This window comes from Polaribacter sp. (genome assembly GCF_024639685.1).
Classification (GTDB): domain Bacteria; phylum Bacteroidota; class Bacteroidia; order Flavobacteriales; family Flavobacteriaceae; genus Polaribacter.
Window position 1 is genome coordinate 234,308 of record NZ_JAHEHX010000001.1, and the last position, 12,375, is coordinate 246,682.

13 protein-coding genes are annotated in these 12,375 nt (G+C 30.4%); 11 read left to right on the forward strand and 2 right to left on the reverse strand.

What is annotated here, in order from left to right:
• Positions 1-41 precede the first annotated feature (41 nt).
• On the forward strand, positions 42-1,517 hold the full coding sequence (locus tag Q0L44_RS01160; RefSeq protein ID WP_296634106.1) for a Na+/H+ antiporter NhaC family protein: 1,476 nt from the start codon (positions 42-44) through the stop codon (positions 1,515-1,517).
• On the opposite strand, the gene Q0L44_RS01165 is transcribed toward Q0L44_RS01160, so the two are convergent.
• Both Q0L44_RS01165 and pheS read right to left on the reverse strand, forming a co-directional pair.
• Positions 1,518-1,913: a hypothetical protein gene (locus tag Q0L44_RS01165; protein WP_296634108.1), complete on the reverse strand. Its 396-nt coding sequence runs from the start codon at positions 1,911-1,913 to the stop codon at positions 1,518-1,520.
• Between the two features lie 72 nt (positions 1,914-1,985).
• Complete coding sequence (pheS, locus tag Q0L44_RS01170) at positions 1,986-3,005, reverse strand: phenylalanine--tRNA ligase subunit alpha (protein WP_296634110.1); 1,020 nt, start codon at positions 3,003-3,005, stop codon at positions 1,986-1,988.
• Between the two features lie 209 nt (positions 3,006-3,214).
• On the opposite strand from pheS, the gene gdhA reads away from it, so the two are divergent.
• The 10 genes from gdhA (at position 3,215) to Q0L44_RS01220 (ending at position 12,374) form a co-directional block, all read left to right on the forward strand.
• Complete coding sequence (gene gdhA, locus Q0L44_RS01175; protein WP_296634204.1) at positions 3,215-4,558, forward strand: NADP-specific glutamate dehydrogenase; 1,344 nt, start codon at positions 3,215-3,217, stop codon at positions 4,556-4,558.
• Positions 4,559-4,649: 91 nt separating this feature from the next.
• The gene (locus tag Q0L44_RS01180; RefSeq protein ID WP_296634113.1) at positions 4,650-5,489 is read left to right on the forward strand and encodes an alpha/beta hydrolase; all 840 of its coding nucleotides are present in this window, start codon (positions 4,650-4,652) and stop codon (positions 5,487-5,489) included.
• Between the two features lie 53 nt (positions 5,490-5,542).
• Complete coding sequence (gene dinB, locus Q0L44_RS01185; protein ID WP_296634116.1) at positions 5,543-6,631, forward strand: DNA polymerase IV; 1,089 nt, start codon at positions 5,543-5,545, stop codon at positions 6,629-6,631.
• A complete protein-coding gene (locus tag Q0L44_RS01190; protein WP_296634119.1) occupies positions 6,624-7,073 on the forward strand; it encodes a GNAT family N-acetyltransferase in 450 nt (149 codons plus the stop codon). The genes dinB and Q0L44_RS01190 overlap by 8 nt, the downstream gene beginning before the upstream one ends.
• Complete coding sequence (locus Q0L44_RS01195) at positions 7,074-8,183, forward strand: FAD-dependent oxidoreductase (RefSeq protein ID WP_296634121.1); 1,110 nt, start codon at positions 7,074-7,076, stop codon at positions 8,181-8,183.
• Positions 8,183-9,316 (forward strand): NAD(P)/FAD-dependent oxidoreductase, encoded by a 1,134-nt coding sequence (locus tag Q0L44_RS01200; protein ID WP_296634124.1) that lies wholly within the window; start codon positions 8,183-8,185, stop codon positions 9,314-9,316. Before Q0L44_RS01195 ends, Q0L44_RS01200 begins: the two co-directional genes overlap by 1 nt.
• On the forward strand, positions 9,316-10,026 hold the full coding sequence (locus tag Q0L44_RS01205; RefSeq protein WP_296634126.1) for a methyltransferase domain-containing protein: 711 nt from the start codon (positions 9,316-9,318) through the stop codon (positions 10,024-10,026). The genes Q0L44_RS01200 and Q0L44_RS01205 overlap by 1 nt, the downstream gene beginning before the upstream one ends.
• On the forward strand, positions 10,027-11,079 hold the full coding sequence (locus Q0L44_RS01210) for a type III polyketide synthase (RefSeq protein ID WP_296634128.1): 1,053 nt from the start codon (positions 10,027-10,029) through the stop codon (positions 11,077-11,079). It begins immediately after the preceding gene.
• A gap of 55 nt (positions 11,080-11,134) precedes the next feature.
• Positions 11,135-11,932 (forward strand): SDR family oxidoreductase, encoded by a 798-nt coding sequence (locus Q0L44_RS01215; protein WP_296634130.1) that lies wholly within the window; start codon positions 11,135-11,137, stop codon positions 11,930-11,932.
• A 1-nt stretch (position 11,933) separates the two neighbouring features.
• Positions 11,934-12,374: a hydroxymyristoyl-ACP dehydratase gene (locus Q0L44_RS01220; RefSeq protein WP_296634133.1), complete on the forward strand. Its 441-nt coding sequence runs from the start codon at positions 11,934-11,936 to the stop codon at positions 12,372-12,374.
• Position 12,375 lies beyond the last annotated feature (1 nt).

Here is a 12,375-nt window from a genome sequence, read left to right on the forward strand (position 1 = left end):
ATTTATTAATTTAGTACCTTTAGCAAAATAAATTCTTTACTATGGAGTATGGTTTCTTGTCTGTGATACCACCAATTGTTGCAATTATTTTAGCGTTAAAAACCAAGCAAGTTTATATTGCTTTGCTTTTTGGAATTTGGTTTTCTTGGTTAATTGTAAAAGGCTGGAATCCTTTAGAAGGAACTTTAGCAATGATTGAGGGAATGGTTAATGTTTTTCAATCGAAAGGAAATACAAGAACCATAATTTTTAGTGCTTTAGTAGGTTCTTTATTGGTTTTTATTCAATATTCTAGAGGAGTTGAAGGTTTTATAAATATCATTAATAGTAGGTTGGTAAAACTAGAAAATAAGAAATCTGGTTATGCTAGAATAATGGTTCAAATTTTAGCAACGCTTACAGGTTTGTTACTTTTTGTAGAAACTAGTATATCGTCTTTAACAGTAGGTACTTTATACAGACCAATATTTGATAAACTAAAAATACCCAGAGAAAAACTAGCCTACATTGCAGATTCTAGTTCTGCACCATCATCAATATTAATTCCTTTTAATGCATGGGGTGCTTTTATTATGGGTTTATTGCTAACACAAGGAATTGATAAACCTTTCTCTGTGATGATAGCCTCTATTAAATATAATTTTTATCCTTTATTAGCAATCGGAATTTTGTTTTTTATCATTTTATCAAAAAAAGATTTTGTTTTGATGAAAAAGGCAGAAAAAAGAACTAAAGAAACGGGTTTGTTAATGAATGAAGGCTCTAAACCTGTGGTTTCTGATGAGGTAACTTCTTTCCCGCCAAAAGAAGGAATAGAAGCAAAAGCATACAACATGATTGTGCCACTTTTGGTAATGGTTTGTATGATGCCAATCAACCTAATTTATACAGGTTGGGATGCAGTAGAAGAAGCAACATCATTTTTGAATCATGCTTCGCAAGCAATAGGAGAAGGCTCTGGATCTTCATCTGTTTTGTATGCAGTAATTTCTGCAATTTTAGTTGCGATTACCATGTATTTTATTCAGGGAATCTTAAAACCAAAAGAAGCTGTAAACTTAACTTTAAAAGGGATTAGCGAATTAATACCTTTGGCTTTACTAATGCTTTTAGCTTTTGCAATTGGAGACGCATGTAAAGTATTAGACACAGGAAATTATGTGGCTAATATTACAGAAAGTTGGCTGTCTCCAGAATTGTTGCCAGCAGTTGTTTTTATTGTAAGTTCTTTTATTGCATTTTCTACAGGAACTTCTTGGGGAACCTTTGCAATAATGTTGGCAATTTCTCTACCTATGGCTAATATTCATGGAGCAGATATTACTATTGTTGTGGCTGCAACTTTAGGAGGAGGAATTTTTGGAGATCATTGCTCACCAATTTCTGATACTTCAATTATATCTTCTATGGCTTCTGCTAGTGATCATATAGACCACGTAAAAACACAACTGCCTTATGCTTTATTTGGAGGTTTAATAACAGTAATACTATATTTGATTATTGGGTTTTTTGGATAATTAATTAGCTAAAACCCCGTGTTTTTTTATTTCATCAATCATTTTTAAAGCACCTTCTTTAATAGTGTTTGCTTTGAATAAAAACGTTTTTTCGTACAAGGAGTTACCTTCAAAGAAAGTAACTTGAAAACGGTTGTTTATCTTGAATAACTCTGGCTGAATCAACTCAATTTTAGCAAAAGAATTTGCAGGGAGTTTTTCTAATTTTTTACGTAATAAAGAAGTAGTTTTAGTATCAGAAAAACCTTGAGAAACAATAACCAACATTTCTAAATCAACAACTTTATTATTGATTAGATATACATTCCAATCAACAGTTTTATAAATATCATTGTATTCATAAATAACAGCCATTTCTACACCTGTAACTTCTGGTATTTGGATGTCTTTTTTCATATATGCTGAACTTGTTTCAGTATCTGTTAAAAAAACAGAAGAATTATTGAAAGAAGCTGAACTAAATTCAGCTTAAATTACACTTTTAAATTGCTCTAAGAAACGCTTGTCATTTTCATAAAACATTCTAATATCTGGTATTTGATATAACAACATTGCAATACGTTCTATACCCATACCAAAAGCATAACCAGAATATTTTGTAGGGTCTATGTTTGCATTTTTCAAAACATTTGGGTCAACCATTCCACATCCCATAATTTCTAACCAACCAGTACCTTTTGTAATTCTATAATCTGTTTCTGTTTCTAAACCCCAATATATATCTACTTCTGCACTTGGCTCAGTAAACGGGAAGTAAGAAGGTCTTAATCTAATTTTAGACTTCCCAAACATCTCTTTTGTAAAGTATAAAAGTGTTTGTTTTAAATCGGCAAAAGAAACATCAGTATCTATATATAAACCTTCCACTTGATGAAAAATACAGTGTGCTCTAGCAGAAATATCCTCGTTTCTAAAAACACGACCAGGAGAAATTGTTCTAATTGGTGGTTTATTTTCTTCCATATAACGCACTTGTACAGAAGAAGTGTGTGTACGTAATAAAATATCAGGATTTTGTTCGATGAAGAACGTGTCTTGCATGTCTCTTGCAGGATGATATTCAGGTAAATTTAAGGCTGTAAAGTTATGCCAATCATCTTCAATTTCTGGACCTTCAGAAACTGTAAAACCAATTCTGTTAAAAATCTCAATAATTTGATTTCTTACCAATGATATTGGATGACGTGAACCCAACTCAATAGGTTCAGAAGGTCTTGTTAAATCCCCATAAACTCCTTTTTCTTCAACAGCACTTTCTAAAGCTTCATTTAATTCTGTAACTTTATTTTCTGCAGATTTCTTTAAGTTGTTTAATGCTTGACCACAATCTTTACGTAAATCAGCATCTACGTTTTTAAATTCAGAAAAAAGGTCTTTTAATAACCCTTTACTTCCTAAATATTTAATTCTAAATGACTCAACTTCGTCTTTGGTAGTTGCTTTAAAAGATTGCACCTCACTAATTAATTCCTTTACTTTATCTAACATTTTTATCAAAAATTGATAGCACAAATTTAAACTTTTTTAAAGAGTTTAATATTATAAAAGTTCAGAAAAGAACAATAGCCAACGAAATCGATTGAAATCAATACATTAACAAATAGTTAATATTTTTTTTTGCATTTGAGAATTAAGAAATTAACTATCTTTGTAGCGTTAAATTTTTATAAAATTCATAAATAATTATGTCTAATAATATAGAGTTAAAAATAAATGAGTTTATGGATATGGTTAAATCAAGAAACAACCATGAGCCAGAATTCTTACAAGCTGTTCAAGAAGTAGCAGAAACTGTAATACCATATATTGTAAATCATGATATTTATCATGGTAAAAATATTTTACTAAGAATGGTAGAGCCAGAAAGATTATTGTCTTTTAGAGTTTCTTGGGTAGATGATGATGGAGAAATACAAGTAAACAGAGGGTACAGAATTCAAATGAATTCTGCAATTGGTCCTTACAAAGGAGGTTTACGTTTTCACCCAACAGTAAATGCAAGTATTTTAAAGTTTTTGGCTTTTGAACAAGTATTCAAAAACTCGTTAACCACTTTGCCTATGGGCGGAGGAAAAGGAGGTTCTGATTTTGATCCTAAAGGAAAATCAGACAATGAAATCATGCGTTTTTGCCATGCTTTTATGAGTGAATTGTTCAGACATATTGGTCCAAATACAGATGTACCTGCAGGAGATATTGGTGTAGGAGCTAGAGAAATTGGTTTTATGTTTGGTATGTATAAAAAACTAAATAACGAATTTACTGGTGTTTTAACAGGTAAAGGTCAATCTTGGGGTGGTTCTTTAATTAGACCAGAGGCAACAGGATATGGAACTGTATACTTTGCAGATAACATGTTAAAGCTTAAAGGAGACTCTTTTGATGGTAAAAAAGTGGTGATTTCTGGTTCAGGAAACGTTGCTCAATATGCAGCAGAAAAAGCGATTGAATTAGGTGCTACAATTTTAACATTATCAGATTCTGGAGGATATATTTTAGATGAAGATGGTATAGATACAGAAAAGCTAGAACACGTTATGTATATTAAAAACAAAAAACGTGGTAGAATTAGTGAGTATTTAAATAAATATTCAGGCGCAAAATATGTAGAAGGTGGTAGACCTTGGTCTGTAAAATGTGATATTGCTTTACCTTGTGCAACTCAGAATGAGTTAAATGGGCAAGAAGCAAAAACATTAATCGAAAACGGATGTATGTGTGTTTCTGAAGGAGCAAATATGCCTTCTACACCAGAAGCAATTCATGAATTTACCAATGCAAAAATATTATTTGCGCCAGGTAAAGCTTCTAATGCTGGTGGTGTTGCAACTTCTGGTTTAGAAATGTCTCAAAACTCACTAAGAATTTCTTGGTCTAGAGAAGAGGTAGATAGCAGATTAAAAGATATTATGGAAGATATTCATGATTCTTGTGTTCAATATGGAGAGCAAGAAGATGGTTCTATAGATTACATTAAAGGTGCAAATATTGCAGGTTTTGTAAAAGTAGCAGATGCAATGTTAGCACAGGGCGTTATCTAATTCTTTTTAGAATCACTAAAATTATGAAACGCATCAAGTAATTGATGCGTTTTTTGTTTCTTTGTATTGCTAATAGTTAGAATTAGATCTTATGCGTATTCTTAAGAACCTTCTCGTAAAAGGGCAACATTCTAAACCAATTGTAACCGATGTTTTTTACAAAGAAACACGTCAGCCTAAAAAAATAATTATATTTTGTCATGGTTATAAAGGTTATAAAGATTGGGGTGCTTGGAATTTAATGGCAGAAACCTTTGCTAATGCTGATTTCTTTTTTATTAAGTTTAACTTTTCTCATAATGGAGGTACCCCAGAAAACCCTATCGATTTTCCAGATTTAGAAGCTTTTGGTAATAATAATTATACCAAAGAACTAGATGATTTAGAAAGTATCATCGACTGGATTTCTACAAATTCAACTTATAAAAATGATGTAAATTTAAATGATATTTCAATTATTGGTCATAGTAGAGGAGGAGGAGTTGTGTTGCTTAAAGCCAATGAAGATGAAAGAGTAAAACAAGTAATTACACTTGCTGCAGTTTCAGATTTTGGTTCTAGAAGTTCAACTATTGGCGATTTAGAAAATTGGAAAAAAACAGGAGTTAAGTATGTTGTAAATGTTAGAACAAAGCAGCAAATGCCACACTTTTATCAGTTTTATAAAAATTTTAAAGCGAATGAATCTCACTTAAATATTCAAAACGCAGTTAAAAATTTACAAATTCCTTTACTTATTATTCATGGAGATCATGATACCTCTATACCAATAAAAGAAGCCCATCAAATTCATAATTGGCAACCAAATAGCACTTTAGAAATTATTAAAAATGCAGACCATGTTTTTAATGTTTCACATCCTTGGCGAAAAAAAGTGCTTTCAGAGGAACTGAGCCAAATAACACAATTGTGTATTGATTTTTTAACATAGAAAATGTTTTTTCTTAGGTGTAAAATTTGCACGATACTTCGTAAATTAGAGGTATGGAATTGCAACCTCCTTTTCGTAAAATAATTCATGTAGATATGGATGCTTATTATGCTTCTGTAGCAGAATTAGACAATCCAGAATTGAGAGGAAAAGCCATTGCAGTTGGTGGTGGAGGTGATAGAGGTGTTGTTTCTGCAGCTAGTTATGAAGCAAGAAAATTCGGAGTAAAATCTGCAATGAGTAATGTGTTAGCCAAACAAAAATGTCCTCATATCATTTTTGTAAAATCAGATTTTGCACGTTACAAAGAGCTCTCTGCACAGATAAGAGAAATTTTTTTTGAGTACACAGATTTGGTTGAACCTTTATCTTTAGATGAGGCATATTTAGATGTTACAGAGAATAAAAAAGGTAACCCATCTGCTAATGAAATTGCAAGAGAAATTCGTCAAAAAATATTTGATAAAACAGGTTTAAGAGCATCAGCAGGTATTTCTATCAATAAATTTATTGCAAAAGTTGCTTCAGATATTAATAAACCTAATGGTCAAAAAACCATACACCCAGAAGAAGTCATTCAGTTTTTAGAAGAGTTACCTGTCAATAAATTTTATGGAGTGGGTAAGGTAACTGCAGCAAAAATGTATAACTTGGGTATTTTTGTGGGCAATGATTTAAAAAAGAAAACGTTAGAAGAATTATCGATACTTTTTGGTAAGTCTGGTTTACACTATTATAATATTGTAAGAGGTATTCATAAAAGTGAAGTGAAACCTAATAGAATTCGTAAATCTGTAGGAGCAGAAAGAACGTTTAGAGAAAATATTTCTTCAGAAATTTACATGTTAGATAAACTAAATGATATTGCTGATGAAATTGAAAAACGTATGGAAAAAAGCAACTCAAAAGGTAAAACTATAACTTTAAAAATTAAATATTCAGATTTTACTCAGCAAACAAGAAGTAAAACAATAGGTCAGTTTTTAAGCAAAAAGAAAGAGTTTTTTCCAATAGTTAAAGAGCTTTTATATCAAGATAAATTAGAGAATTCAGTTCGTCTTTTAGGGTTGTCTTTCAGTAATTTAAACAATAACATTCAAGAACCTGTTTGGGTACAATTACAATTTGATTTTAATGATTAAATTAATTAGAACCACTTCCGAAAATAAAGATTTTATCAATTTGGTAAGGGATTTAGATGCCTATCTTAAAATTACTGATGAAGATGAACACGATTTTTACAATCAATTTAATAATATTGATGTAATTAAGCATGTGGTTATTGGGTATCATGAAAATACACTTGTTGGTTGTGGAGCTATTAAACATTTTGACGAAGATTCTGTTGAAGTAAAACGAATGTTTGTATCACCTATAGCAAGAGGTAAAGGTTTTGCACAACAAATTTTATTAGACTTAGAGCAATGGGCCAAAGAATTGGGATATAAAAGTTGTATTTTAGAAACTGGAAAAAGACAGGTTGAGGCTGTAAAATTTTATCATAAATGCAACTATTCAATAGTACCAAATTATGGCCAATATGAAGGTATGAAAAACAGCATCTGTTTTAAAAAAGGAGTGTAAATGAATTACAGTTATTGGGAGTTAAAAGAATGGTTTTCTAATGTAGATTTTACAATTGTAGGTAGTGGAATTGTAGGTTTAAACTGTGCAATTGCATTAAAGGAAAACCACCCAAAAGCAAAAACTCTAATTGTAGAGAAAGGCATGTTGCCCCAAGGTGCTAGCACAAAAAATGCAGGTTTTGCTTGTTTTGGTAGTTTGTCTGAATTGATAGATGATTTAAATTCTCATACAGAGCAAGAAGTTTACAATCTAGTTGATAAAAGATGGAAAGGACTACAATATTTGAGAGAAAATTTGGGTGATAAAGGAATTGAATTTCAGCAGAACAAAGGTTTTGAATTATGTGATTCTCAAGATTTTTTTGATGATTGTATCTCTAAAAAAGAGAATATAAATCAATTACTAAATCCAATATTTAAGGCAGATGTATTTTCTACTTCTGATAATGTTTTTGGTTTTCAAAAAATTCATTCAAAGTATATTGTAAATAATTTTGAAGGGCAATTAGATACTGGTAAAATGATGACGCAATTACTTTTAAAAGCTCAAAAATTAGGTGTTAAAATTTTAAATAACATTGAGTTTGAAAGTTATCAAGAAAATTCACAGAAAATTAAGGTAAAAACCAACAGATTAGATTTTTACACAAAAAAATTATTGATTGCAACTAATGGTTTTTCTAATAAATTATTAAAAGAAAATATAATACCAGCAAGAGCTCAAGTACTCATCACTAAACCCATTAAAAACTTAAAAGTAAAAGGAACATATCATTTAGACAAAGGATACTATTATTTTAGAAATATTGACGATAGAGTTCTTTTTGGTGGAGGTAGAAATCTCGATTTTGCAACAGAGGAAACTATAGAATTTGGTCAAACAGAAATCATTCAAAATAAGCTTGAGAAAATTTTAAAAGAAACCATTTTACCAAATACTATTTTTGAAATTGAACATAGATGGAGTGGAATTATGGGTGTAGGAGATCAAAAGAAAGCCATTGTAAAACAAGTTTCTAATAACGTTTTTTGCGGAATTCGTTTAGGAGGAATGGGTGTTGCTATAGGTAGTTTGGTTGGTAAAGAATTAGCAGAATTGTTAAATTAATGGATAGAACAACAAACTTTGATGTTATTATAATTGGTGGTGGTTTAGCGGGCTTATGTAATGCTATTCACCTTTCTAAGTTTGGTAAAAATGTTTTGCTAATAGAGAAAAACACCTACCCAAAACACAAAGTTTGTGGCGAATATATATCTAATGAAGTGTTGCCTTATTTGTCTTTTTTAGAGATAAATCCTTTTGATTTTGGCGCAGTTAAAATTGATAAATTCCAACTCTCAACAACCAATAATAAATTAATTGACGCAAAATTACCTTTAGGAGGTTTTGGAATTTCGCGTTTTCATTTAGATTATATTTTAGCTGAAAAAGCAGAAGAAAATGGAGTCACAATTTTACAAGACACAGTTTTAGAAACTAGCTTTGAAAACGAAATATTTACAATTACAACTAAGAATAATCAAAAATTTAGATCAGAAATTGCAATTGGTTCTTTTGGGAAACGATCTTTGTTAGATGTAAAATTAGAAAGAGATTTTATCAAAAAAAAATCACCTTATTTAGGAGTTAAAATTCACGTAAAAGGAGAATTCAAGGCAGACTTAGTGGCTCTTCATAATTTTAAAGGAGGTTATTGTGGTGTTTCTAAAGTAGAAAACGATGCTATAAATTTGTGTTACATAACCAATTTCTCGTCCTTTAAAAAGTACAAGAATATTACCGATTTTCAAGAAAATGAGGTTTTTAAAAATAAATATTTAAAAGATATTTTTAAAAGTTCAGAGCCTCTCTTTGATGAACCTTTATCTATTAGTCAAATTTCTTTTGAAACTAAAAACCCAATCAAAAATCACCTAATGATGTGTGGTGATTCTGCAGGAATGATTCATCCTTTGTGTGGAAATGGAATGAGTATGGCCATTCAATCTGCGCAAATTGCATCTAAACTCATTCTAAACTATTTAGATGGCGAAATTTTATCGAGAAATGAGTTAGAAAACAAGTATATTTCAAAGTGGAACAAACAATTTAAATGGCGTTTAAAAGCAGGTCATTTTATTGCAATGTTGTTTAGAAATGATAAAATGGCTAATTTTTTATTACAAATTGTAAGAAGAATTCCGTTTTTATTACCCATCATTATTAAACAAACCCATGGAAAACCAATAAAAATATAATGGACTTTTTTATCAGCACAAAACAAAGAACAGACAAAGAAGAATTGATGGATGATTTTTCTATTGGAGGTGATTTATTGCTTGATACATTGGATAAATTAGAAAATATAAATAGATGGCTAGGAGGTAATAAAGTAACCATTAATGGTTTAAAAACTATTTTAGAAAATCACCCAAAAGAACAAGAAATAACCATTGTAGATATTGGTTGTGGTCATGGAGATATTTTAAGAGATGTTGCAAAATTTGGTAGAAAACATCACTATAAATTTAGGTTAATTGGTGTTGATGCAAACCCAACTGCAATTGATTATGCCAATGAATTATCAGTAGAATATCCTGAGTTGAGTTTTGAAACACAAGATATTTTTTCTGAAGCCTTTAAAGCAAGATCTTTTGATGTTGTTTTAGCAACACTGTTTTTACATCATTTTAAAGAAAAAGAATTAACTTCATTTCTAGATAGTACAGTAAAACAAACTAAAGTTGGTGTAGTTGTAAATGATTTACACAGGCATAAATTGGCTTATTATTTATTTATGTTGTTATCAATTTTCATTAGCAATAAAATGATAATTGAAGATGGTTTAACCTCGGTCTTAAGAGGTTTTAAAAGAAAAGATTTATTAAAAATGTCGCATAAAATTAATGTAAAACCTACTATTTCTTGGAAATGGGCTTTTCGTTATTTATGGACTTTAAAAAGATAAATGGCAGTAAAAATAACATCGGTTGCAAAGCAACTTCCAAAATATTATAGAGAAACTAAAGATATTATTCCTTTTGTAAAATTATGGATGCAAGATCAAGACACCCGTTTTCAACGAAAAGTAATTAAACTTTTTGAAGGTGCAGCTGTTGATAAGCGTTATTCTATTATGGATCCTGAAGAGGTGTTTACAGCAACTTCTTTTGAGGAAAAAAATAACATTTATAAAAGAGAAGTTACTCAATTGGCTGAAAAATCGTTGCAAAAATCGTTAGATAAAGCCAACCTAAAAGCTACTGATATAGATTACATTATCACTGTAAGTTGCACAGGTATCATGATTCCTTCTGTAGATGCATACCTGATCAATTCATTAGGTATGAAACAAGATATTGTGCGTTTACCAGTTACAGAAATGGGTTGTGCAGCAGGTGTTTCTGGTATTATTTATGCAAAGAATTTTCTAAAATCGAATCCAAATAAAAGAGCTGCAGTAGTTGCTGTTGAAGCTCCTACAGCTACATTTCAGTTAGAAGATTATTCAATGGCCAACATTGTAAGCGCTGCTATTTTTGGTGATGGAGCATCTTCAGTAATTTTGTCTTCTTATCAAGACGATGAAGGACCAGAAATTGTAGATGAAGCCATGTATCATTTTTATGATGCTACACATATGATGGGTTTTAACTTGGTAAACTCAGGTTTACAAATGATTTTAGACAAAGAAGTTCCTCAAAAAATTGCAGATCATTTTCCAAAAATTATACATCCATTTTTAGAAAAAAATAATTTAAGTATTGAAGATGTAAATCATCTAATTTTTCATCCAGGAGGAAAAAAAATTGTACAAACTGTAGAAGAGTTATTTGGGGTTTTAGGTAAAAATATAAATGATACAAAAGAGGTTTTACGTTTGTATGGAAACATGTCTAGTGCAACAGTTTTGTATGTGTTAGAACGTTTTATGGATAGAAATCCTAAAAAAGGCGAACGTGGAATTATGCTAAGTTTTGGTCCTGGTTTTTCAGCACAAAGAATATTATTAGAATGGTGACAGAATTAAGTTTTGTCTTGCTGAACCTGTTTCAGCATCTCATAAAATATAAGAAATGAATAAAGAATTTGAATATAAAAACGAATGGGCAATCATTTTAGGAGGTTCTAGTGGATTGGGTTTAGCTACTGCAAAAAAGCTAGCAAAACACGGTTTAAATATTTGTATTGTTCATAGAAACTCAAGAGCACAGAAAGAGGAAATAGAGGAACAATTTAAAGAAATTCAAGATCAAAATATAGAGTTCTTAAGCTTTAATATTGATGCTTTAAATATAGCCAAAAGAGAAAATTGTTTGGTAGAATTAAAAGTACAATTAGGAGAAAAAGGTAAAATAAAAACGTTAATTCATTCCATTGCTAAAGGCAATTTAAAACCAATGATTTCAGAAGAAAATCAAACGCTTCAAAATGATGATTTTCAAATTACCATAAATGCAATGGCTGTTAGTTTATATGATTGGTTTAAAGCTATTTTTGATAAAAACCTATTTTCCAACGATGCAAGAATCATCAGTTTTACAAGTGAAGGCAATACAAAACCTTGGCCAAATTATGCAGCAGTTTCTGCAGCAAAAGTAACCTTAGAAGCTATTTCTAGAAACATTGCTTTAGAGTTTGCAGCCTTTGGAATTAGAGCAAATTGTATACAAGCAGGTGTAACAGATACAGCCTCTTTAAATATGATCCCAAATAGTGATGCAATTAAAAAGCACACATTAAAAAGAAATCCTTTTCAAAAATTAACAACACCTGAGAATGTTGCAAATGCAGCCTATTTATTATGTAAAAAGGAAGCTTCTTGGATTAATGGAACAATTCTTAAAGTTGATGGAGGAGAAAGTTTGAATTAAGATGAAAACAACTGAAATCATAAATTTATTGCCTTATCAAAAACCATTTTTGTTTGTTGATGAATTGACAGAGCTCTCAGAAAACGGTATTTCTGGTTCCTATACATTTAAAGAAAATGAGTTTTTTTACGAAGGTCATTTCAAAGAAAACCCTGTAACTCCAGGTGTTATACTAACTGAAACTATGGCTCAAATTGGTGTAGTTTGTTTAGGTGTTTTTTTAATGAAAGATAAAATTTCATCAACCAGAAAACCAAAAATTGCACTAACTTCTAATCAAGTTGATTTCTTTTTACCTGTATTACCTAATGAGAAAATTACAGTAATTTCAGAAAAAGAATATTTTAGATTCAATAAACTAAAATGCAATGTTAAAATGCTAAATGTGAATAACGAATTGGTTTGTAGAGGAACCATTTCTGGAATGATAATCGTAAAATAAA

What these genes read in the sequence shown, in the direction of transcription:
- Q0L44_RS01160 (WP_296634106.1), top strand. Translation starts at nt 42, where the DNA reads ATGGAGTATGGTTTCTTGTCTGTGATACCACCAATTGTTGCAATTATT.
- Q0L44_RS01165 (WP_296634108.1), bottom strand. Translation starts at nt 1,913, where the DNA reads ATGAAAAAAGACATCCAAATACCAGAAGTTACAGGTGTAGAAATGGCT.
- pheS (WP_296634110.1), bottom strand. Translation starts at nt 3,005, where the DNA reads ATGTTAGATAAAGTAAAGGAATTAATTAGTGAGGTGCAATCTTTTAAA.
- Q0L44_RS01180 (WP_296634113.1), top strand. Translation starts at nt 4,650, where the DNA reads ATGCGTATTCTTAAGAACCTTCTCGTAAAAGGGCAACATTCTAAACCA.
- dinB (WP_296634116.1), top strand. Translation starts at nt 5,543, where the DNA reads ATGGAATTGCAACCTCCTTTTCGTAAAATAATTCATGTAGATATGGAT.
- Q0L44_RS01190 (WP_296634119.1), top strand. Translation starts at nt 6,624, where the DNA reads ATGATTAAATTAATTAGAACCACTTCCGAAAATAAAGATTTTATCAAT.
- Q0L44_RS01195 (WP_296634121.1), top strand. Translation starts at nt 7,074, where the DNA reads ATGAATTACAGTTATTGGGAGTTAAAAGAATGGTTTTCTAATGTAGAT.
- Q0L44_RS01200 (WP_296634124.1), top strand. Translation starts at nt 8,183, where the DNA reads ATGGATAGAACAACAAACTTTGATGTTATTATAATTGGTGGTGGTTTA.
- Q0L44_RS01205 (WP_296634126.1), top strand. Translation starts at nt 9,316, where the DNA reads ATGGACTTTTTTATCAGCACAAAACAAAGAACAGACAAAGAAGAATTG.
- Q0L44_RS01210 (WP_296634128.1), top strand. Translation starts at nt 10,027, where the DNA reads ATGGCAGTAAAAATAACATCGGTTGCAAAGCAACTTCCAAAATATTAT.
- Q0L44_RS01215 (WP_296634130.1), top strand. Translation starts at nt 11,135, where the DNA reads ATGAATAAAGAATTTGAATATAAAAACGAATGGGCAATCATTTTAGGA.
- Q0L44_RS01220 (WP_296634133.1), top strand. Translation starts at nt 11,934, where the DNA reads ATGAAAACAACTGAAATCATAAATTTATTGCCTTATCAAAAACCATTT.